At 51.2% G+C, this 23,001-nt stretch carries 18 protein-coding genes; 11 read left to right on the plus strand and 7 right to left on the minus strand.

Annotation, left to right across the window (positions count from 1 at the left end):
* The first annotated feature begins 32 nt into the window (after positions 1 to 32).
* Complete coding sequence (locus ACLIN2_RS28405) at positions 33 to 1,982, plus strand: bifunctional metallophosphatase/5'-nucleotidase (RefSeq protein ID WP_411504609.1); 1,950 nt, start codon at positions 33 to 35, stop codon at positions 1,980 to 1,982.
* A gap of 170 nt (positions 1,983 to 2,152) precedes the next feature.
* Here ACLIN2_RS28405 and lplT read toward each other — a convergent pair whose 3' ends face one another.
* The 4 genes from lplT to ACLIN2_RS28425 all read right to left on the minus strand — a co-directional run bounded on the left by lplT (position 2,153) and on the right by ACLIN2_RS28425 (position 7,627).
* Positions 2,153 to 3,343 carry a lysophospholipid transporter LplT gene (lplT, locus tag ACLIN2_RS28410; RefSeq protein ID WP_411502813.1) on the minus strand — a complete coding sequence of 397 codons (1,191 nt, stop codon included), beginning with the start codon at positions 3,341 to 3,343 and terminating at the stop codon, positions 2,153 to 2,155.
* The gene (locus tag ACLIN2_RS28415; RefSeq protein WP_411502814.1) at positions 3,340 to 5,454 is read right to left on the minus strand and encodes an AMP-binding protein; all 2,115 of its coding nucleotides are present in this window, start codon (positions 5,452 to 5,454) and stop codon (positions 3,340 to 3,342) included. The genes lplT and ACLIN2_RS28415 overlap by 4 nt, the downstream gene beginning before the upstream one ends.
* Before the next feature lie 154 nt (positions 5,455 to 5,608).
* Positions 5,609 to 6,247, minus strand: a complete 639-nt coding sequence (locus tag ACLIN2_RS28420; protein WP_400583503.1) for a response regulator — start codon at positions 6,245 to 6,247, stop codon at positions 5,609 to 5,611.
* A gap of 3 nt (positions 6,248 to 6,250) precedes the next feature.
* The gene (locus ACLIN2_RS28425; protein ID WP_400583500.1) at positions 6,251 to 7,627 is read right to left on the minus strand and encodes a sensor histidine kinase; all 1,377 of its coding nucleotides are present in this window, start codon (positions 7,625 to 7,627) and stop codon (positions 6,251 to 6,253) included.
* 209 nt (positions 7,628 to 7,836) lie between these two features.
* On the opposite strand from ACLIN2_RS28425, the gene ACLIN2_RS28430 reads away from it, so the two are divergent.
* The 8 genes from ACLIN2_RS28430 to ACLIN2_RS28465 all read left to right on the plus strand — a co-directional run bounded on the left by ACLIN2_RS28430 (position 7,837) and on the right by ACLIN2_RS28465 (position 17,108).
* Positions 7,837 to 9,594, plus strand: coding sequence for a methyl-accepting chemotaxis protein (locus ACLIN2_RS28430; RefSeq protein ID WP_411502815.1), 1,758 nt, complete (start codon positions 7,837 to 7,839; stop codon positions 9,592 to 9,594).
* Positions 9,595 to 9,761: 167 nt separating this feature from the next.
* Positions 9,762 to 12,452, plus strand: coding sequence for a sigma 54-interacting transcriptional regulator (locus ACLIN2_RS28435; protein ID WP_411502816.1), 2,691 nt, complete (start codon positions 9,762 to 9,764; stop codon positions 12,450 to 12,452).
* A gap of 204 nt (positions 12,453 to 12,656) precedes the next feature.
* Positions 12,657 to 12,959 carry a PTS sugar transporter subunit IIB gene (locus tag ACLIN2_RS28440; RefSeq protein ID WP_092268441.1) on the plus strand — a complete coding sequence of 101 codons (303 nt, stop codon included), beginning with the start codon at positions 12,657 to 12,659 and terminating at the stop codon, positions 12,957 to 12,959.
* Positions 12,960 to 12,971: 12 nt separating this feature from the next.
* The gene (gene celB, locus ACLIN2_RS28445) at positions 12,972 to 14,315 is read left to right on the plus strand and encodes a PTS cellobiose transporter subunit IIC (protein WP_092268440.1); all 1,344 of its coding nucleotides are present in this window, start codon (positions 12,972 to 12,974) and stop codon (positions 14,313 to 14,315) included.
* A 24-nt stretch (positions 14,316 to 14,339) separates the two neighbouring features.
* Positions 14,340 to 15,086, plus strand: coding sequence for a chitin disaccharide deacetylase (chbG, locus tag ACLIN2_RS28450; protein WP_411502817.1), 747 nt, complete (start codon positions 14,340 to 14,342; stop codon positions 15,084 to 15,086).
* A 28-nt stretch (positions 15,087 to 15,114) separates the two neighbouring features.
* On the plus strand, positions 15,115 to 15,426 hold the full coding sequence (locus tag ACLIN2_RS28455; RefSeq protein WP_411504610.1) for a PTS lactose/cellobiose transporter subunit IIA: 312 nt from the start codon (positions 15,115 to 15,117) through the stop codon (positions 15,424 to 15,426).
* Entirely contained in the window at positions 15,423 to 16,745 is a 1,323-nt protein-coding gene (locus tag ACLIN2_RS28460; protein WP_411502818.1) for a 6-phospho-beta-glucosidase, read from the plus strand. The genes ACLIN2_RS28455 and ACLIN2_RS28460 overlap by 4 nt, the downstream gene beginning before the upstream one ends.
* 99 nt (positions 16,746 to 16,844) lie before the next feature.
* A complete protein-coding gene (locus ACLIN2_RS28465; protein WP_092268436.1) occupies positions 16,845 to 17,108 on the plus strand; it encodes an HPr family phosphocarrier protein in 264 nt (87 codons plus the stop codon).
* A 71-nt stretch (positions 17,109 to 17,179) separates the two neighbouring features.
* On the opposite strand, the gene ACLIN2_RS28470 is transcribed toward ACLIN2_RS28465, so the two are convergent.
* Entirely contained in the window at positions 17,180 to 19,357 is a 2,178-nt protein-coding gene (locus ACLIN2_RS28470; protein ID WP_411502819.1) for a sensor histidine kinase, read from the minus strand.
* Positions 19,335 to 20,027 carry a response regulator transcription factor gene (locus ACLIN2_RS28475; RefSeq protein WP_328210312.1) on the minus strand — a complete coding sequence of 231 codons (693 nt, stop codon included), beginning with the start codon at positions 20,025 to 20,027 and terminating at the stop codon, positions 19,335 to 19,337. Before ACLIN2_RS28475 ends, ACLIN2_RS28470 begins: the two co-directional genes overlap by 23 nt.
* 230 nt (positions 20,028 to 20,257) lie before the next feature.
* On the opposite strand from ACLIN2_RS28475, the gene ACLIN2_RS28480 reads away from it, so the two are divergent.
* On the plus strand, positions 20,258 to 20,830 hold the full coding sequence (locus ACLIN2_RS28480) for a class I SAM-dependent methyltransferase (protein WP_328201366.1): 573 nt from the start codon (positions 20,258 to 20,260) through the stop codon (positions 20,828 to 20,830).
* Between the two features lie 25 nt (positions 20,831 to 20,855).
* Positions 20,856 to 22,520 carry a DEAD/DEAH box helicase gene (locus ACLIN2_RS28485; RefSeq protein WP_411504611.1) on the plus strand — a complete coding sequence of 555 codons (1,665 nt, stop codon included), beginning with the start codon at positions 20,856 to 20,858 and terminating at the stop codon, positions 22,518 to 22,520.
* A 136-nt stretch (positions 22,521 to 22,656) separates the two neighbouring features.
* Here the strand turns inward: ACLIN2_RS28485 and ACLIN2_RS28490 are convergent, their stop codons facing one another.
* The gene (locus ACLIN2_RS28490; protein WP_327931186.1) at positions 22,657 to 23,001 is read right to left on the minus strand and encodes a DUF779 domain-containing protein; all 345 of its coding nucleotides are present in this window, start codon (positions 22,999 to 23,001) and stop codon (positions 22,657 to 22,659) included.

Below are 23,001 nucleotides of genomic sequence, written 5' to 3' on the forward strand. Positions count from 1 at the left end.
CGTTGCTGGGTCTGGCAATGTCGACTGTGCTGATGGGCAGCGCGTTCGTAGGCGCGTCGGTACCAGCACAGGCAGCAGCAACGCCAGCGCCAGCAGCAGCGGAAACAAAAATCACACTGCTCGGCACATCTGACATCCATGGTAGATTCATGCCGTGGGATTATGCGCTGGATGGTCCAAATCCAAACGGCAGTCTGACACAGCTCTTTACGATGATCAAAGAGATTCGCAAAGAGAATCCGAACACGGTATTGCTGGATGCAGGTGACTCCATTCAAGACAACTCCGCAGAGCTGTTCAACGACCAGCCAGAGTCTCCGATGATGGTAGCGATGAACGAAATGGGCTACGACGCATGGGCGTTCGGAAACCACGAGTTCAACTTCGGGCTCGATATTTTGGACAAGATCAGCAGCCAATACAAGGGTCCTGTGCTCGCAGGAAACATCTATAAAGAAAACGGCGAGCGCTTCCTGCCAGCGTACACAATCGTCGAGCGTGACGGGATCAAAATCGGTGTGATCGGCATGGATACGCCGATGATCTCTGACTTTGAAAAGGGAACCGATCACCTGGACGGACTCGTTGTGAAAAATCCGGTCGAAGAAACCAAAAAGGCAGTAAAAGAGCTGAAAGGCAAAGTAGACGTCATGATCGGTCTCATGCACATGGGGATCGAAAATGAAAACGGCATTCCGGGAACCGGTGTAGCAGACATCGCCAACGAAGTACCTGAGCTGACCGCCATTTTCGCTGGTCACATGCACAAGCTGGTGAAAAAAGAAGAGATCAATGGCGTGCTCATCACCGAACCAGACAAATACGGCACCCATCTCTCCCGCATCGACTTGTCCTTTGAAAAGAAAGACGGCAAGGTCGTGCTGAAAAGCAAGGAAGCGACTGCAGTACCTGTAAAAGGAGCAGACGGAACTCCTGCCGTTTCTGATCCTGGACTCGAAGCCAAACTGCAGCCGTTCCACGAATTTGCACGTGCCGATGCAAACATCGTCGTAGCAGAGCTCAAAGGCATGAACATGGTAGAGAAAAACGAGATCGAAGGCATCCCGACCGTGCAGATTCAAGAGACGCCTTTGTCTGATTTCTTCCATGAAGTCATGCTCTACTACAGCAAGGCGGACGTGGTCGCGCACCAGATCGACAACGACAAAGCCAAGCTCGACATCGGTCCGATCAAGAAAAAGGACATCGCCTACAACTACCAGTACGCTGGCGGTGAGATCACGGTATACAAAGTAACAGGTAAAGACCTGAAGGACTATATGGAGTGGGCAGTCGGCTACTTCAATACGACTCGTCCAGGAGATGTGACCGTAAGCTTTGACAGCAAACGCCGCGCTTCCAAATACAGCACAAACGACTTCTTCGGCAACGTGAAATACGAGATCGATCTGTCCAAGCCGTACGGCAGCCGAATCACCAACCTGCGCAAAATGGACGAGACACCGATCAAGCCAGAGGATGTTTTGAAGCTGGGTATGAATGCGTACCGCATGGAAGCTCTGCAGGCAAAGGGCGGAGCGCTGGAAGGCCGCAAGTTTGAGCAGCTCTGGTCTTCCAAGGCAGAGAGTGCTTTTGGGGAAACACAAGGTACCATCCGCAACCGTGCCATCGCCTACCTGAAAGAAGTGAAAAAAGGCGTGTACGAGCCGACCGTCCAAAACAATTGGAAGATCATTGGAGTGGATACGACCGCACCTGAGCGTGCCGATGTTGTAGCGTTGATCAACGCAGGCATCCTGAGCGTACCGAAAACCGAGGATGGCAAGTACACCAACATCGCATCGATCAACATCAAAGATGCGGTGACCAAGGAAGAAATCGCCGAGCTTTCAGCGAAGGCAAAGGTAGACGCAAGCAAATTTGCCAACGTAAAAACGAAAGGCGAATTCTATCACCTGCTGAACGAGGCCGTGAAAGTAGCTGCACCGGCACCAGAAGCAGCTGCCGTACCGCAAAAATAAAGCACGAGAACACCAGAATACCGCGTCCTCCAACTGAGGGACGCGGTTTTTGCTTGTACAGTAGAATTTATAAGATTCTTCTCCAGTATAAGTGCAACTAAGGCGGAGACCTGTACCCTTTGGGTGCAAAAGGCTTGGCGCAGCCAAGTTTTCTAAGAGAAGACCTTGGGCTAGCCAACCAATTTCTTTCGTTGACCTGCCAGGTAGAGAAGAAACACCAGCAGCAGCAAGCCCTGCCCAACGATTGCACCTGAGATGGAAACACCCAGATAGACGATCAGGTAGTAAATGCCGGAGCCCACGGCCATCAGCATGTTTTCTACCAGATTTTGAATCGCGATCGTCTTGCCGGAGCCAACGAGTGTCTTTCCTTCCTCCTGCAGAATGGTATTCATAGGAATGATAAAGGCACCACCCATGAAGCCGACGAGCAGCAGGAAACAGATGGCGACAGCGGTGACATGAATCCAAGGGAACAGGACGATGATCAGGAGCATCCCGAAGCCGTAGTTCAGTGATCGCGTGAATTTCTTCAACGGGATCAGCTTGGGAGCCAAAAACGCTCCGACGATAATTCCAATCGACGTGGTCGCGAGAATAAGGGATACGGAAAAGCTTTGCGGGTCGATTCCCAGTGCGACAGGAATCCAGGCAATCAGCGCGACTCGCAGCACGGCGGAACTCATCCAGAACGAGCCGGTTCCCACCAGGGAAAACCGCGTATCAGGGCGCTTCATCAGCACGGCAAAATCTGCAATGAAGCGTCGCGCTTCGGTACCGTAGCGAATCGAAGCGTTACCCGCCATACGCGGGATAAAGAAGGTCATGGCTAGCGAAAGCAGATAGAGCAACAGGCAAATGGCCGAGGAGATGAGGGGAGCGGTCATGGAAGCGACAGCTCCGCCTCCTCCGATCCCAAGCAAAATGGCGATGATCGTGTAGCCTTCGATGCGGGCGTTGGCCCGGAACAGCTCTTGCTCGTTGCTCGTCAGCTCCGGCAAAATCCCGTATTTGGCAGGGGAGTACACGACAGCGCCGACCCCTACGATAAAATAGCTCAGCATCAGCAGCAGAATGCTCGAGTGATCGATGACAAAGAGAAGAATGACACCGAGCGCTTTGATCAGGTTGCCGATGACGAGCACAAACGATTTGGGATGCTTGTCGGCGAAAGGACCAACGAGTGGAGCGAGAAGGATGTACGGAAGAAAAAAGGAAATGGATACGAGTGCGAGCATGGCGGGAGAAAAGCCGTTCTCCCGCAGCAGGTTGGCGATTACAAACAAAATCATGTTGTCGGCAAAGGCAGATAGGAATTGAGTAAAATACAAGGCTTGCAAAGGTTGTAATCGCAGCTTCACCATTTTTCCCTCTCGCTTTCCGCCAGCTGTTTCAGACTGACGTAATCTGTTTTTCCACTGCCCAAGAGCGGGAGTGCAGAAATCCCTTTGACGGCGCCGGGTATGAGCAGCGGCGAGTATTGCTTTTCGGTCAGATAGGTGCGCAATTGGTTTAGCTGTACTGTTTCATCCGTAGTGTACAGCAGGATGCGCTCCCCTTTGCGCTGGTCATTGATCGAGATAGCGGCAAACCCGGAGTGGCCAAAGCATTCCATCGCCAGCTCTTCGACGAGATTGAGCGATACCATTTCGCCTCCGATTTTGGCAAAGCGCTTCAGGCGAGATTTGATGGTCAAAAAGCCATCCCGATCGGCTTCGACCAAATCCCCCGTTTGATACCATTCCTCTGCGGGCAAAAAGCCTTTCCCGTGAATCATGTAGCCTTTCATGACGTTCGGTCCTTTGACCAAAAGCTGTCCGCCTGCCTCGATCCCTTCGACCGGGTCCAGGCGGTACGACATTCCCGGCATCAGACGCCCTACACTTCCCGGTTTGTTTGCCAGTGGTGTGTTCAGAGACAGGATAGGAGCCGTCTCAGTCGCGCCGTAGCCTTCAAAGATGCGTACCCCGAACTTCTCCATCCATAGCTTGCGCACGTCGTCCTTCAGCTTTTCAGCGCCTGCAAATACGTAGCGCAGCGAGTAGAAGTTGTACGGGTGAGCCATCCGTCCGTAGCCAGCCATGAAGGTCGAGGTCCCAAACAGGATCGTCGCATTCTGATCGTACACCAGCTCCGAAATTGCTTTGTAATGCAGCGGACTGGGGTACAAAAAGACCGGGATGCCTTTTACGACGGGCAAGAGCGTGCCAGCTGTCAGTCCAAAGCTGTGAAACATCGGCAGGGCATTGAAAAACTTGTCGCGTGACGTGATGTCGATGACGCTGGTTACCTGCTGGATGTTGGCGTACAGGTTGGAATGTGTCAGGACCACGCCTTTTGGTTTGCTTTCACTGCCGGAGGTAAAGAGAATCAGTTCGTTTTCGAGCGCCTGTGCTTTTTGCTTGGTCACAAAGCGGATCAGGGCAGAGACTTTGTCAAAAGCAGTAGCCGAGGCTTTCAGGTCTTCCAGATACACGATGTTCATTTTTTCTTCCAGCCCGGCAATCACGTGCTCCAGCTTTCCTTTTTCGATGAAGACACGCGATGTTAGGATCGTATCGATATGCCCTGTTTCGCAGCATTCCAGCAAGGAGCGGGCCCCCAGAGAAAAGTTCAGGATCGCGGGTGTTTTGCCGATGCGAAACAGCGACAGCAAAGTAATCAGATGACCAACAGAGTTCGGTAGAAATACGCCTACGACTGGTTTTCCAAACAACTGCGCCTTCAGTTTGTCACCTAGCAGATAGCTGCCGATCAAAAGTGTGCGGTAGTTGATCGCAGCTCCCAAGTCCTTGGCGATTTCCAGCTTGGAGCCATTGACGCGGGCTGCCTCCAGCACTTCATCAAACAGATTGACGTTTTGCTTCAATCGGCTTTGGAACAGCTCGTTTTGCAGGGTGCGTAAAATCAAATCGCTGGCGGATGCTTTTTGTTCACGCATAGACAGTGTTTCCTTGCGCTCGATGGTGAACGGTGTACCGACTGCGATCGTGACATCCGGGAACCAGAGGAGGCGCAGCTTTCCTTTCAAGTACGAGAAAACCGAGCGTTCCAGGCCATTGATGGCGACAGGGTAGACGGTAGCGCCAGTCCGCAGGGCGAGATAGCCGACGCCGCTGTAAATTTTCATCAAGCCGCCCGTGGTGGTGATGCGGCCTTCCGGGAAAATGACCAGCGTTTCGCCGCTGCGAATGACGCGCAGCATGTGGCGAATCGAATACGGATTGAGCGGATCGACTGCAATGTGCTTGCGAAAGCGCAAGAAGAAGGCAAATTTTTTGGCGATATCCGTATTGACGACGAAGGTCGCTCCCTTTGGCAGACAAAACGACAGGAGCACAGCATCCATGAGAGAGACGTGATTGGGTATGATGATCGATGGCTGGGAAAGATCGATTTTGTGCATGCCCTGGACGCGAGGTCGGAACCAAAGCAGCAGAACAGCTTTCAGGAAGGCATGAATGAGAAACATGTAGACCACACCTTTACAATAAATAATTGCGTATCTGTTAGCTTTCATTGTAAAGAGCGGGGGGTGTAAAAAAAGTACCAACTTTCATTGGTACCTGGTCTTAGTGCCTACTGGGACGAGCAGCCAAAGGGAGCGGAAATCGCGCCAAAGCTTGCTAGAACAGCTTTTTCTGGTTGGCTTTGGCGGCGGCTTCCTTGCTGGTTTTCACGCCCATTTTTTTGAGGATGCGGTTGATGTGGTTCTTGATGGTCCGTTTGGTGATATGCAGCGCTTGCTCGATTTGGGTTTGGGTATGTCCCTGATGGATAAGCTGCAAAATTTCCTTTTCAGCGGGGGAGAGCAGCTTTTGGTTCTCCTCATTTTTCATCCGTAAAAATTCGTTGCGCAAAGCTGCCGCCGCCGTTGGATGAATAGCCGATTGCCGCAGATGAGCAGCGCGGATCGCGTCCGGAATTTCCTTGAAGCTGGACTTGCTGATGTAGTTGACGGCTCCTGCGGAAAAGGACTCGACGATCACATCCTCGGCGGTTAGCGAAGTCAGCATGATGATTTTACAGTCAGGTGCGAGCTGGAGCAGAGCGAGGGCCGTCTCGATGCCGTCCAGGTTGTTTTCCGTGAGATTGATATCCATCAGGACGACGTCAGTGTCCGCAGCCGAAAACTGCTGGATCGCGTCCTCTTTGGTGCCAGCTTCGCCAATGACCTGCAGCTCCTGATCCCTGCTCAAAAAGTCGACTAATCCTTTGCGCCAGATCGGATCGTCTTCTACGAGAAATACGCGAATCGTCTCCATGAGTTACCAGTTCCCCCCTTCTACACGTTTTTTCGGAAATAAGAGAAACACCGTTGTTCCCTTCCCTAGCTCACTGGTTATTTCCAGCGTTCCTTGGTGCTTTTGCATGACGTTGTAGCAATAGGACAAGCCCAGACCAAAGTTTTGGCTGGTCTTTTTCGTAGAGAAGAAAGGATCCAGCACATGTGGCAGATTTTCTTTGGAAATGCCTGTGCCTGTATCAGTAATGGCAGCGACAAGGTGTTTTTTGGACAGGAACAGCTGCAAGTGCAAAGTGCCCCCTGATTTCATCGCCTCTAAAGCATTCATGCACAGATTGGTCAAGATTTCTCGCAGCTGCACCGGATCGCAGCTCACTCTCAGAGTCTCATCCAGCTCGGTCACGACTTCTACCTGCTGTTTGATTGCATAGGGTTCGAGTGTTTGGACGACCTGCAGGATGATTTGACTTGGCTGTACGGTCTTCTCTTGCAGGACGATGTCGGAGAGCTGGCCTTGAATGCGGTTCATCATATCCAGGATGTGCTGGGATGACTGAATCAGGACGGCCGCATCTTCCTTCAAGCCAGGCTGGTTGGTGTCATCGGCGTACGATTCGATGCGGTCTGCGTACAGCGAAATCTTGCCTACCTCATTTTTGATCGTATGGTTGATGATCTGCGCCCCGGAGGTCAGTGCTCGCAGGGTGCTGTCCAGACGTCTTTTTTCTACGCGAAGGCGGACACCGAGGAAGCCGTATTTCAAACTGATGGCAACAATCAGAACGAATTGAACGATGACCACGAGCGTGTTGTAGCGCCACGCCTCATAATCATTCTGAATCCGCATGACGTAAATGAAAAGAAAGACGAAAAAGAGCGGGATGATGATCAGAATGTTGGTGAAAAAGCTGTTTTTCTTTACCGACGGGTCTTTTTCCTGACGGTATTGCAGCACGAGCAAGATACAGGCAAGCAAATAGTACGGAATCACCCATGCCACCATGATCCAGTAGTTGAACGTCAGCACTGGATAAATCGGTGTAATCGCCAGCATGATCAGAGGCGGAATCAGAGCAGCGTATTGAAGGATTCCTTTGATTTTGACAGAGAATGCCTCAAAAGAATGTATGGCAAACAGCAAAAAAGTAAAAGGAAGTCCGGTCTGTGTGAGAAAGGAAGAGCTTCTGCTCAGCCATACCAGGGCACTCTGCCACTGGGGGTGGAGAGCGAAAACGTCTACCCAATGAGGCAGAATCATCTCATCGATGACTGCCGAGAAAAAGCCTCCTGCCCCGACAAATGCCGTAGCGCTTGCCCAGCGGATTGAAGTGCGCCGTGGGTCTGTAAACAGGACGAGAAGACCGAGAGCCCATAGGGTAAACAAGATGAAAACCATCATGGTAGGTTGTTCTCCTGTCGTTTAGATAGATCTATTATACCGTACCATTGAGGGGGAAGCCTTATCTGCATTTGTTTCCTAATAAAGCTCAATCAAGCTTTATTTTCAGAATTGTCACAGGTGCAAGTAATATTCGGAATATCGCTGTCGACAGAAATCGTGTAAAATCGAGTCATTGCAACAATATTTCACGGAGGAGAAGCTCATCCATGGCCATGTTCATGAAAAAGCATCTGATTGTCCGCATTTTGTTCGTAATTATACTGGTCCTTCTTCTTATTGCGGCGGGCAATTTGGCGATCCAGATGGTACAGACCAAATCTGCGGTCGAAGAGGGGATCAATAACTACAACATTCGCATCGCAGAAAGCTACGCGACCGGGATGAAGCCGGGGCAATATGCCGAGTTTCTGAAGCAGCCAGAAGAAACGGATCTGTATTGGTCGCTGCGCCACGAGCTTGACGTTTTCCGTACGCAGATTGGCGCGCGTTATGTTTATTTTGTACGCTTTGCTGAGAATCAGGTTCCGCATATCATGATCGATGGAAGACCGCCAAACGATCCGGATGCGTCTCCCATCGACGAAATAACGGATATGCCTCCAGATGCAGTCCAGGAAGTCATGGCGGGCAAACAGGCAAGCTCTCCGGTGATTGATAATCCGGAGTACGGCTCCTATTTATCCGCGTATGTACCCGTAAAGGATGCGAGCGGAACAGTGATCGGCGCTCTGGGCATCGATACAGATGCGGCTGTGTTTGAGCAGCTGGCGGCAAATGTCATGAAGAAGAGCTTGCCCTTTTATGCCCTCATCCTGGCGATTATGGTGGCAGCGATCGGGGTCATTGTCTGGTTTATCCAAAAGGCACTGCGACCCTTGCACATCGTGAAGCTGAGCGCAGAAAAAATGGCTACAGGCGATTTGGCAGCAGCGCATGATATTTTGCGTGAGAATCCCGTTCGTTCGGTGGACGAGATCGGAAGCGTTTACAAGGCCATGCTGATCATGTCTGAAAATGTGCATGCGAGGGTACGTGGACTGGTCATGAATATGGAACAAACGTCGGATCAACTAGTGACATCCTCTGGAGAGTTTGCAACCAGTGCCAACCGGATGCTGGAGATGGGCAAAAGCATGAGTGAAACGGTGAGGACGATTTACGAAGGGGCAAACACCCAGAAAAAGAGTGCCGAGGACAGCGTCATGGCAATGGAGGAAATCGCTTTGGGCATTACGCGGATCGCTGAATCCTCTTCGACGGTATCCTCGGCTTCCGTCGAAGCTCTCGAAATGGCGCGTTCGGGTGACGATGCCATGAAACGCATGAACCACCAAATCCGTGGGATCGCTACCTCGGCCGAGCAAACACTGCATCTGGCCAGGGAAATGAAGGGCAATACAGATGAGATCGAGAAAGCGCTGCAATCGATTCGGAGCTTTACGGATCAAACGAAGATTCTTGCACTCAATGCGACGATTGAAGCGGCGCGAGCTGGGGAGCATGGACAGGGCTTCTCGGTAGTAGCCAAAGAAGTCAGCAAGCTGGCCGACGCCTCCGCGAAGACGGTCTTGCAAATTACGGATTTGCTTAGTCATATTGGGATACAATCGGCTTCGATTAGCGAAGAGATGGAAGTGGTCGCCCAGGAAGTTGCGGCAGGAGTCCAGCTGTCACAGGATGCAGAACAGTCGATTTTGCATGCCGTAAAAGCATTTGGCCTGGTTAGCGAGCAGATAATGGAGGTATCGGCTACAACAGAGCAGCTATCGGCAGGCTCTGAGGAAGTCGTCGCTCAATTCAGCAGTATTGCCCATATCGCGAGCGAAGTGTCCGGTCAGACGCAGCAAATTCAGTCTATGTCAAATAAACAGCTGGGTATGATGCAGCATGTGCACGAAGCTACAACGGTACTGACGGCAAATACCTTGGGAATGAGACAAGCTATTCAACAAGTAAATGTATAAGGATTCATTTCAAACCAGCTGCCTGCTTGTGAGGCTAGCTGGTTTTTTCGCTGGAATTGCCTATGCTCTATCTTCATATTGTCAGGTAAGGGAGGTTTTCTTTCTTTCGTGTTGAAATGAATTCGAAATGAGGCGATCGTGCCATCTACGCAACGGCAGGTGATAGCGTGAAGCGTTTGGATTTAATTTATCAGAAATTTTTGGATTTTGGCCATGGTAAGAAAATCAGTGCCAGTGAATTGGCTGAGATGCTCGGGCTTAGTCGTGCCAACGTGAGCAGCGATTTGAACAAGCTGTGGAAGGCAGGCAAGATCGAAAAAGCAGACGGCAGGCCTACGCTGTTTTTTGCCAAGCAAACGAGTGAAACTTTGTACAATACAGAAACCGCGCTGGACAGGCTGGCAAAGGGAAATAAAAGCCTGCTGACGCCTATCGAGCAGGCAAAGGCAGCAGTGTTGTATCCGCCACGAGGAATGCATTGCCTGATTCTGGGCGAGACGGGGGTCGGCAAGTCCGGATTTGCCGGTCTGATCCATGAGTTTTCCATCGATATTGGACGATTGGACAAAGACGCGCCATTCGTTGTTTTCAACTGTGCTGATTACGCAAACAACCCGCAGCTCTTGTACAGCCAGCTGTTTGGAGTGAAAAAGGGAGCGTATACCGGCGCGGAAAACGACCGGAGAGGACTGGTGGAGAAAGCCGATGGCGGCATTCTGTTTCTCGATGAGGTTCATCGGCTGCCCGCAGAAGGACAAGAGATCTTTTTCACCTTTATGGACAAAGGAACCTTTCGCCGGGTAGGAGAGACGGAGGTCGAGCGAACCGCACAGGTGCAGATCATTTCGGCAACGACGGAAAATCCAGAGTCGAGCCTGCTCAAAACGTTTATTCGACGCATCCCCATGGTAATCAAGCTGCCTTCCCTCGTCGAGCGGGGTATGGAGGAGCGGTTTGGTATTTTGATCAATATTTTTCGAGAGGAGGCCTTTCGCTTAGGGCGCGAGATTCAAATATCAGCGAGTGCCATCCACGCCTTTTTGTCTTATCACTGCCCGAACAACATCGGCCAGCTGAAAACAGATATTCAGCTTACGTGCGCCAGCGCTTACGCCGATTTTATTTCTTTGAAGAAAAAGCAGCTGCAGGTGTCGGTCCAGGATTTGCCGCACCACGTAAAGCAAGGGTTGCTGCTCGCAAAAGAGCGTAAAGCGGCGCTGGAGGAGCTGGTGGGGAAGGAACACAAGAGCTTCGTTGTACAGCCGACACAGGACAGCATTTCGATCGAGCGGGAGACGGAGGATACAGCGAACAGCGTCTATGAAAAGATCGAGCAAAAAATTCAGGAGCTGCGCAATCAGGGAGTCAGTGAGGAAGAACTGGAATTTGACATCGAGAACTACTTCACCCGGTTCATCAAAGGGGTCAACAAGCGCATCAATAAAGAGGACATGTCGCGCATTATTGATCCGATCATCGTCAATCTCGTGGAGGAGATCGTCCGCTATGCTGAAGCCAGGCTTGGCAAGATTTTGAGCCAAAAAGTGATTTTCGGTCTGGCGCTCCATATTCAGACCTCCAAGGAACGTCTCGCTCACGGCAAGCAAATCATCAATCCGCATATCAACAGCGTCCGTATCAAATACAAAAAGGAGTTTGCAGTGGCGCTGGAATGTGTACGCATGATTGAGGAAGCGATCCTGATGGACCTGCCTATTGACGAGGCGGGCTACCTCACGATGTTCTTTGTGCTGGATGACGAGAGTCTGCAGCAGGAGCGGGAAACGGTCGGTGTGCTGGTTATCACTCATGGCAGCGGTGGTGCGACCGCGATGGTCGATGTGACAAATCGACTGCTGGTCACCGATTACGCCAAGGCGATTGACCTGCCGCTAGAAGAAGAGTACATGAAAGTGCTGGAGCAAGCGATCAAGCTCGCCAGGGAGGTCGGGAGTGCGGCTGGCCTTTTGCTGCTGGTGGATATGGGCTCACTGCTCGGCTTTGGGGAAATCATTGAAAAGGAAGTCGGCATCCCGGTAAAGGTCATTCCCATGGTCAGCACACCCCACGTGATCGAAGCCACACGTAAAGCGATGCTGGGGCACACGCTGGAGGACGTTTATCGCGATGTCAGCAGTTTGAGCAGCCTCACGGTATTACAGAACGAGGAGCAGCCCAAACAGGAGCCTGCCCAAGAGCTTGCTCCGGCTCTAGCGATTGTAGCGGCATGCCTGTCTGGTGAAGGAAGTGCGTTGTTTCTGAAAAGGATGCTGGAGAACCGTTTGCGTTACGACAACCAGCTAGTGGAAATCATTCCACTTCAGCTGATCGACAAAGCGCAGGCACGCAACCAGCTAAAGCAGATCAAGAATGAGCGAAAGGTACTCTGCATCGTGAGTAACTACATGTTGGACAAAGACCTGCGCTGCTACGGGATGGACGATGTGCTGAACGGGGAGGCATTGCAGGATATCCAGCAGATGATCGACCTCGAGGAAGCGTTTATGAAAATGGTGGAGACACTTGGCGAGCATTTAACCATGGTAGACAGTCGGCGTGTACTTGGAGATGTGAGGGCATGTATGGGGCGAATGGAGGAGCGCTTGCACAACGTACTCGTATTTGATACCCGGATTGGTGCCTATTTGCATGTCTGCTGCTTGATCGATCGACTGAAGGCAGGGCTTCCTACTGTGGACTACGCTGAAAAAGAGAGCTTTCTCGCAGAAAACAGGAGATTGTACAGCATCGTTCGTCACGAGCTGCAACTGATAGAGGATCAATATGAGATCAGCATTCGTGAAGACGACGTGTGTTTTATCATGAATTTCTTTTTACACAATAAAACACTAGTGTGATTAGTGTTTTATTTTTTGTTTGTAACGCAGCAAAAATCGAAACACAAAGGTGTTTTCACGAAAACACTTTTTGCAGCGATCCTGTAGCCCGGCGTAAGATTCAGCTAACGACAAGGCTTGAAATGAAAGCGTATACAATACTTGGTGTTTTGGCATGATGCTTGCTTTTACATAGGGGCATCAAGGTGAAGGGAGGAATGGGATTTGAATATTTTGCTGTGTTGCAACGCAGGGATGTCTACCAGCTTGTTGGTGAAGAAGATGGAGCAGGCAGCCAATGACAAAGGGCTCGAAGCCAAAATCTGGGCGGTATCTGCAGACGAAGTCAGTAGACATATTGATCAGGCCGACGTACTCCTTTTGGGACCTCAGGTTCGCTACAAGCTTACGGAAATGAAAAAAGAGGGAGAGGCTAGAGGGATTCCTGTGGATGTCATCAGCACGGTTGACTATGGCACGTTGAATGGGAATAATGTGCTGGAGTTTGCGCTTCGTCTTAAAAAATAGAGGAGGGTGCGTATGGCGGGATTTATTTCTTTTTTGGAGAACCGCGTCATGCCGGTAGCTGGTCGGATTGCGGAACAAAAGCATTTGCAGGCGATTCGTGACGGCATCATTTTAACTATGCCTTTGCTCATTATCGGGTCTCTTTTCCTCATCATCGGCTTCATTCCGATCCCAGGCTACGGCGATTTTATGGCAGGTATTTTCGGTGACAAATGGCTGACCAAGCTGCTGTACCCCGTGAACGCTACCTTTGACATCATGGCGTTGATTGTCGGCTTTGGCGTCGCCTACCGGCTGGCTGAAAAGTATAAGGTCGACCCATTGTCAGCAGGAGCAATCTCAGTGGCGGCTTTCTTGCTTGCCACACCGTACAACACGATGTTTACCCCAGAAGGAGCGAGTACCGCAGTAGAAGTAGGCGGTGTCATTCCTGTGGCACTGATGGGTAGTAAAGGCTTGTTCGTCGCCATGATTCTCGCTCTGTTGTCCACTGAAATTTACCGCAAGATCATCCAAAAGAAAATCGTCATCACGATGCCGGACGGTGTGCCGCCAGCAGTAGCCCGCTCGTTCGTCGCGCTGATTCCCGCCTCTATCGTCATTCTGGTCGTATGGCTGCTGCGCATCCTCATTGAAAATACATCGTTCCAAAGCATCCACAACATCGTTTCGGATCTTTTGGTCGGTCCGCTGAACGCACTGGGAAGCAGCATGTTCGGTGCAATCATTGCCGTATTGCTGGTGCAGGTGCTGTGGTCGCTTGGCTTGCACGGAGCGGCTATCGTCGGTGGTGTCATGGACCCGATCTGGCTCTCGCTGATGGACCAAAATCGTGCTGTGTTCCAGGCAGACCCGACTGGCGAATTGCCAAACGTCATCACGAAGCAATTTTTTGATCTCTGGATTTACGCAGGAGGCTCAGGCGCGACCCTCGCGTTGGTAGTTCTCATGATCCTTCGAGCCCGAAGCGAGCAGATGAAGAACATCGGCAGACTGTCCATCGGTCCGGGACTTTTCAACATTAACGAGCCTGTGACCTTCGGGATGCCGATCGTCATGAACCCGCTGCTGATTATCCCGTTTATTTTGGCACCGATTGCTCTGGTCATCGTCACTTATTTAGCGATGGAGCTTGGATGGGTGGCCAGGCCGAGTGGAGTCGCTGTTCCGTGGACAACACCGCCGATCATCAGTGGCTACTTGGCGACGGGCGGAAAAATATCCGGCGCAGTACTACAGCTGGTTAACTTCGTCGTATCTTTATTAATCTACTATCCGTTCTTCAGGCTGTGGGATAAACAAAAGCTGGCAGAAGAGCAAGCGTCGCAATCCGAAAATAAAACAGTTGCTCTGTAATTTTGCAAGGGGAAAGGATCTGCTATGAAGCTGATTGTGAATGCAGACGATTTCGGGTATTCAAAAGGCGTCAACCTAGGCATTGTAGAGGCACATGTCGAAGGAATCGTTACTTCTGCCACGACGATGATGAACATGCCCGGTGTGGAGCATGCTTTTCGACTGGCAGCAGAAAATCCGAAGCTTGGCATGGGTATTCACCTGGTGCTCACGTGCGGAGCGCCCTTGGAGTCCCATGTACCGACACTTACGGATAGCAGCGGCAAGTTCCGCAGGGGCCAGGCTCCTTTGGAAGATGTGTCGCCCGAAGAGGTGGAGCGAGAGTTTACGGCGCAGCTGGAACGGTTTTTCCGCATGGGACGAAGGCCTACTCACATTGACAGCCATCACCATGTTCATGCTCGCGAAGCTATTTTGCCAATCGTTCTGCGTCTGGCTGAGCGCCACAGTCTTCCCGTGCGATACCCGTGGGCTTTTGAGACAGAGAGAGGAGAGCACACTCCAAAGGTGCGCACAACAGAAAGCTTCTCGGCGCGTTTTTACGGAGATGATGTGAGCGTCGAGTCGTTGATTGGCATTATAGATGGTTTATCAGGCAGCTCGAGTGCAGAAATCATGAGTCACCCCGCCTATGTGGATGAGGAGCTGCTTACGGGCAGCTCCTACGCAAGGCAGCGCACTCGGGAACTGCAGATCCTGACCGCGCCAGAGGTAAAGGAATACATCAAGCAAAAGAGGGTACAGCTCGTGACCTTTAACGAAATCGGATAGGTGGAGATGGACTGTGGATCATACAGAAATGATTTTCCAATTGATTTTGCACGGTGGCAACGCGAGGAGTCTCGCCATGGAAGCAATCGCGCTTGCAAAGAACAAGGATATTGCTGGGGCAAAAAATGCCCTGGCCGAGGCAGGAGAGGAGCTCAGCAAAGCCCATCAAAACCAAACCGCCTTTATCCAGAAAGAAGTCTCGGGTGAAAAGACAGAGCTTAGCATGCTGTTGATTCACGCGCAGGACCACGTGATGAATGCCATGACGATCAAGGATCTGGCCAGTGAATTCGTAGAGATGTACGGCCATATTCACGAGAGCAAGGGGGCGGGAGTGTGAGTGGAATCAAGATCGTAACCATCGGCGGGGGATCGAGCTATACCCCGGAGCTGGTGGAGGGCTTTATTAAACGGTACGATGAGCTGCCTGTGAGGGAATTGTGGCTGGTAGACGTTCCAGCTGGGGAAAAGAAGCTGCAAATCGTGGGTGCTTTGGCGAAGCGCATGGTGGAAAAGGCAGGCGTGCCGATCCAGATCCATCTGACATTGGATCGGAGAAAAGCCTTGGAGGGCGCTGATTTCGTCACCACGCAGATTCGCGTCGGTTTACTGGATGCACGGGTAAAGGACGAAAAAATTCCGCTGAAATACGGTGTTATCGGACAAGAAACCAATGGTCCGGGCGGATTGTTCAAAGGTCTGCGCACGATTCCCGTCATCATGGACATTTGCCGGGATATGGAGGAGCTATGCCCCGATGCCTGGCTGATCAACTTTACCAATCCGGCGGGCATGGTGACCGAAGCGGTGCTGCGCTATACCAATCGAAAAAAGGTCATCGGACTGTGCAATGTTCCTATTGGAATGAAAATGGGCGTGGCTTCTGTCCTGGGCGTCGATCAGTCACGCGTGCACATTGATTTTGCGGGGCTCAATCACATGGTTTTTGGTCTGGGTGTGTTCCTGGACGGAGAAAATGTGACAGCAAAGCTCATCGAAAAGCTTTCCGGTGATCAATCAAGCATCACGATGAAAAATATACTGGATCTGGGCTGGGACAAAGATTTTATCAAGGCCCTTGGGATCTTGCCTTGCCCATACCATCGCTATTACTACCAGACCCGCACGATGCTCGAGCATGAGCTGGAGGAGTCGCAAAAGTCAGGAACGCGAGCGGAAGTCGTGAAAAAGGTAGAGGAAGAGCTGTTTGAGCTGTACAAAGACCCGGACTTGTCCATCAAGCCGCCACAGCTGGAAAAGCGGGGAGGAGCCTATTACAGCGAGGCCGCATGCAATCTGATTCACTCGATTTACAATGACAAGCGAGATATTCAGCCAGTCAATGTGCGAAACAACGGTGCCATCGCAAGTATTCCGGACGATTCTGCGGTGGAAGTCAACTGCGTGATCACAAAAGAAGGACCGATTCCACTGGCAGTTGGGGATTTGCCTGTGCCTGTACGCGGTTTGGTGCAGCAAATCAAATCGTTCGAAAGAGTCGCGGCTGAAGCGGCTGTAACAGGAGACTACCACCAGGCTCTGCTCGCGATGACCATCAACCCGTTGGTACCTTCTGATGCAATCGCCAAGCAGATTCTGGATGAAATGCTGGAGGCACACAAGGATTACCTGCCTCAGTTTTTCAAGCCAGTGTCATAAAGCAGTGGCATGGGGTTAAGCTGCTAGGAAACGATGAGGATGGAGTCGTGTGCGTCGTTCGTAAATGTTTTGAGGTCGACAGGCGAAGGGAGGGAGCCAATGATTCGGATCACCGTGGAAGTAACCGTGAGTGGGGGGCTCCATGCACGCCCAGCATCCGTTCTGGTCCATCTGCTCAATCAGCATCAATCGACGGTCAAAATCCTGTATAACGGAAAAGAGGCAAACGGTAAGAGCATTCTCAGTGTCATGGCACTTGCTGTGAAGACGGGAGATGAGATTACGTTTGAAGTGGACGGTACAGACGAACAGGATGTTGCCGCGAAAATTCAGCAGTTGTTTGAAAGAGACTTTGCTGGGTAGCTCACAAGCTGAGAGACGAGAGAAAAGCCGATCACCTAAGGGAGGTGATTGGCTTTTGACTGTCCTTTCATCTATCGGCGGAAGAGAACGATCACTTTGAAATAATCGCCGTCAATATCAATGGCGAGCTTGCCGCCCTGCAGTTCGACGATGCTTTTGGCGATTGCAAGACCGAGGCCAGAGCCTTCCGTATTGCGTGATTGGTCTGCCCGTTTGAAGCGTTCGAACAATTCATCTGCCGCAAAATCAATTTCGTAGGCGGAGACGTTTTTGATCGTCAGAACGACTTCATTCTGTGTCTCCGTCAAGTGGACATGCACACGTGTATTTGGCATGGAGTATTTCAGGGCATTTCCGATCAGGTTCTCAAAGACCCGCCAAGTCTTTTTGCCGTCGAGGGGTGCCATGATTTTGGGCTGCTCGATATTGACCCGGAAAGTCAGTGTAGACTCGTCGATCTTGTCGCTGAATTCGGCGATGGCTTGATTGAGCAGAGCGGAGACATTGACTTGCTCGATGTTCAGCTCCACAGAACCACTCGCTGTTTTTGCTGCCTCGAACAGGTCATCGATCAGCACCTTCAAGCGGTTGGTTTTGCGCTCGAGGACATCCACATAGTTTTTGATGTCATCCTGGGTCAGGTTATCCCGTTTGAGCAAATCGACATAGTTGATGATCGACGTGAGTGGTGTTTTCAAATCATGAGAAACGTTGGTGATCAGCTCTGATTTGAGTCTTTCGCTTTTCATCTGGCTTTCTACCGAGTGCTGTAGACCCTGCCTGATGTTGTTAAGGGAATGTGCCAGGTCTGCCAGCTTTCCACGCGGCTTTTCTACGATCGTTGCCTTCAGATCACCGGCAGCCATTTGTGAAGCGCCGAGCAGGAGTCTGTTCATAAGCCCGATCCGGCGGAAAATGTAAGGCAGGACGCAAAGTACATAGAACATGCCGTACAGGAATACGAGAATCAACAGTTCTTCCGCTCGGTCGACAATGGCGAACAAGCCTAGAGCTATGCTCATTCCCAGACCGACAGTCAGCGTGAAGATCAATGCTACCTTGAAGAAAACACTGCGGTTCGAGTAGCTTTCTTTCAGCAGGGAGCGCTGGCGGGAAAGCAAGCTTCTACTCCATTGCTGACGCAATTGCTCGCCGTCATTGTACATGATCCAGGCTTCCATGATATACAGCAGGAAGATGGCTGTGAGAGGCAGCATAACGGTCAGGGTAAAGAATTGGTCGAAGCCGATCGGAAACGAAAAGAAAGTCGAACCAAATGCCACGGCAAAGTAAATCAGGATGAGTGGAAACAACAGGACAAGTCGGATGTCCAGTGGGATCCGGCGCATGAAAGCCAAGCTCTTCTGGATAACCGGCAGCTGCGTGGCTTTCCGGGTGTAGGTGTACCAGAGCAATACTCCGCTGATCAGGAGAGTAGCCGTCAGAAGAGCGTATTCGAGCATGAGACGTTCTCGGACTGAATTGTAATAGGTAGCATCTGCGTGAATTTGGCTGTACCCTTCAGGTGATTTGGGAACGTAGATGACGCCTTTCCACTGATTCAACTGAAATGAGCGATTGAGATCAGCGAACATGTTTGTTCTCGAGTGCGAGTTTTTCGGGAACTGGAAGGAGTAGAGAGCGTCTCTCTGCAGGACAGCATCAGAAGGCTCGTATCCAAGGTTGGTGTAGACCTTGCTTCTTTTTCCATCCACTACGTAATATTTAAAAGAGCTGTCGCGAAAGGCGAGGCTGTTTTTGCGCTCCTCGTATTCTTGATCCTTGTCTTTTACGAACTGGCTGACTCTTTTATCCCAATCTCCCTGAACCTCTTTGTATTTTTCAGAGATTTTACTGTCTCTTTCAGTCGTAAGCTTGGCGACTTCCTCAGGTTTGCCTGCTTGCTGCGCCTGTTGAATTACGTCATTGTATTGATCGACAATGGCTTGTTTTTCATCTTGTAAGGACTGGTCGCGCTCATGAGTGAATTGCTCTAGTGTATCCGCATCGATTTTCTCCATCGGCTTTTTCTGCTCGTAACCGACATACTCGACATGAACGCTACGAATCAGGTCCACCTCGGTATTTAGCTGATCGAAGAAGTTGTAGCTGTCAAAATAGTAATCCTCTTGCAGGTACTCGCGCTTGTCATAGAGATCGGCGACCGTCAGAAAGGACAGCGTCGTTGTCACCAACAAGGCGAGAGTGGCCAGCAGCGAATAACTCTTATTTTTCGATTTTGTATCCAATTCCCCATACCACCTTTAAATATTTCGGTTCCTTCGGGTTGATTTCGATTTTCTCCCGAATACGTCGGACGTGGACGGCTACCGTGTTTTCGGCGTTCAGATACGGTTCCCTCCAGACGCGCTCGTAGATTTCCTCGATGGAGAACACCCGTCCTTTGTTTTCCATCAGCAGCTCAAGAATTTTGTACTCCGTTGCGGTCAGCCGAACGTCATTGTCGTCTACCGTGACGGTTTTCGTGGTTTTGTTCAGGGTCAGCCCCCGCACTTGAATCTCATCTTCTGCCGATTTGTAGTTGCCCAGATTGGTGTAGCGACGAAGCTGCGATTTCACACGCGCCACCAGCTCAAGAGGATGAAACGGCTTCGTGACGTAATCATCCGCTCCGACGTTCAATCCCAGTATTTTGTCGGTATCCTCTGACTTTGCGGAAAGCATGATGATGGGAATGTTTTTCTCTTGTCGGATTTTAAAGGTGGCGGTAATGCCGTCCATCCTGGGCATCATGATGTCCAGAATGATGAGGTGAATTTCCTGTTCTGTCAGGACATCCAAAGCTTCCAAACCGTCCCCAGCCTTGTAGACCGTGATGGATTCGTTCTGGAGGTAAATCTCGATCGCGTCCCTGATTTCTCGTTCGTCATCAACGACAAGGACATTGTAATTCGTCATGATAAGTCCCACCTCGTATCTCTTTCTAGTTCTATCTTACCGGGCAGTTCGAACAAAACAGCATAGAAAACTCTTACATTTTTCTTAACATGTCGGAAATGACTTTTCGGGGTGTATTTTCACACAAGTTTCCTCTCTCCCTTGAAATAAGGTAAGATGGGGGGAAGAATACCAGGAAAACGGTGATCGCTTTGCTAGAGTGGACAGGGGAGCGCATCATCCCCAAATTGATGAAGCCTACGAACGGTATGCTGCTGGAGCACATCGCCCGTTACTACTTTGCCACGCCTTATATCAAAGGTCGAGTGCTGGATATCGCGTGCGGCACAGGGTATGGAGCGCATATGGTCGCCAAGGACAGGAAACGCGAGCTGGTAGAGCTGGTCGCGGTAGATAACGATGAAGAGACGCTTCTCTACGCCAATCGCGAGTACAATCACCAAAAGATCACGTACCAGAAGGGCGATGCCCTAGATCCTAGCTTGCCTGAGCAATTGGGACAATTTGATACGATACTCAGCTTTGAAACGATCGAGCATGTCGCGGACGACCGATTGTTTATGGACAACTTGTATCGCATGCTAAAGCCTGGCGGAATACTGGTGCTATCCAGTCCTTTTGGCAGGGGAAGAGGCCAAAAGACGAGCGAGCCGTTTCACGTCCATCAGCTGACCCCCGAGGAGTTTGAAGAGCTGTTTGTCCGTTTTTCCCACGTCGAGATTTACTACCAGCGAGGCGTGACGTTTGAGAAGCCTCGAGAAGGTGTTCGTTATTTTATCGGAATGGCTGTGTGCACGAAATAAGGCAGACAGTCGATCGGAATCAAGAATGGAGATGGCTACACTGGCTGATTTTACGGCAGTAGGAATACGCAAGGAACTCCTTGAGGCATTAAAGGAAAATGGCATTACCGAACCGACCCCGATACAGGAAAAAACCATTCCTGTCGCCCTGACTGGCAGAGATGTGATCTCACAGGCACAGACTGGGACTGGGAAAACGCTGGCATTTGTCCTGCCGATACTGGAGCAGGCTGATCCGGAGGCTACGCACGTACAGTCGTTGATCCTCACACCTACGCGGGAGCTGGCTCTGCAGATTACAGCAGAAGTGCAGAAGCTGACAGCGAAGCTTGATGAAATCCATGTCCTAGCTGTTTACGGCGGACAAGACGTCGAACGCCAGATGAGAAAGCTTGCGGGTAAAAAGCAGATCGTCATAGCGACACCTGGGCGTCTGTTGGATCATATGCGCAGAGGAACGATTGATTTATCGACGGTGTCGACACTCGTACTCGATGAAGCTGATCAGATGCTGCACATGGGCTTTTTGCCGGAAGTAGAAGAGATCATCGGAAAGACACCATGGGATCGTCAAACCATGCTGTTCTCTGCTACGATGCCTGACCAAGTGCGCTCACTGGCCAATCGTTTTATGCGTCAGCCAGAGGATATTCGCGTACAAGGAAAACGTATCACGCTGGATGATATCAAGCAAATCGTAGTGGAAACGACAGATCGTGCTAAGCAATCCACGCTGCGCAGCCTGATTGATGAACACCGGCCATTTCTCGCCGTGATCTTCTGCCGGACAAAGCGTCGAGCCAGCACGCTGAATGCGGCCTTGCAAGGCTTTGACTACATGTCAGACGAATTGCATGGAGATTTGTCACAAGCGAAGCGGGAAGCGGTCATGAAGCGGTTTCGTGAGTCTCGTATACAGTTTCTCGTCGCGACAGATGTGGCTGCCCGCGGTCTGGACGTGGAAGGTGTCACCCATGTATTTAACTACGATATCCCGGAAGACGTGGACAGCTATATCCATCGGATTGGCCGTACGGGTCGAGCGGGGGAACGGGGAATTGCCTTTACTTTGGTGACACCGAAGGATCGACCGTATTTGGAGATGATTGAAAAAGGGATTGGCTTGAAGCTGGAGAGGCAAGGCCGAGAAACCCCAGGGGCTATCGAACAGCGTAGTGAAGGAAAAAAGCGCGGGTCCAAACAAGAGCATGGACGCGGACAGGTTTCTGCCAGTCAGAAAAGCTCGTCTGGTCGAGCGGCACGGGATAGCGGACGCGAACGAAACCAGGAACGCTTTGAGCGCAAGCCAAAGAGTGGGGAACGGAAACGAGGAAGCATCGATCACAAGCCGAAAAGCGGTGAAGGAAGGCAGGGCAGTTTCGATCAGAAACAGCAGCGCAACGAGCGCCAGGATGACCGCTTCGATAGAAAGCCAAAGAGCAGTGAGAGAGTGGAGCGAACTGGGGCTGGCGGCAAACCGGGTCGTTCAGGGGCTCGCCAAGACCATAGGGGTCCTGGCACTCGCCAAGACCATAGGGGTCCTGGCAATCGCCCAGACCGCTCGCATTCGAAAAACAGCTCTAGCCAAGCAGGACGCCGCCCTGACAGCAAGCGAGCGAAACCACCTACAGGTCCCAAACCAATGGGGCGCAAGCCGGCAGGAGCCAAAAAACCTACACGACAGCGGTAACAGAAAAAGACCGTGCCAGCCTTTTTTCAGGCGGGTACGGTCTTGTCTTTTATACAGTAAGAATTTATAAGATTCTTAGCCAGTATAAGTGCAACTAAGGCTCCACCGCAAAGCTTGGCGGAGCCAAGTTTTCTAATTATTCCGAGTCGGGAAATACGCGAGAACGTGTCAAGAATCGCACTCCCTCCGGTCCTTCGAGGGAAAACATGCCGCCGCGTCCGCTCACCACATCGATGATGAGCTGCGTATGCTTCCAATACTCGTACTGAGCTTTTCCCATATAGAACGGGCAGCCGCCGATCTCACCCAGCAGCACATCCTGCTCACCGATGAGGAACTCGCCCAGTGGGTAGCACATGGGTGAGCTGCCATCGCAGCAGCCCCCTGACTGGTGAAACATCAGATCGCCGTGTTTGGCGCGAAGCCGTTCGATTAGCTCTAGGGCTGCGTCGGTAGCGAGTACTTTCTCCGGTTGGCTCAT

It is taken from the genome of Brevibacillus centrosporus, from assembly GCF_046622605.1.
Lineage (GTDB): Bacteria > Bacillota > Bacilli > Brevibacillales > Brevibacillaceae > Brevibacillus > Brevibacillus centrosporus.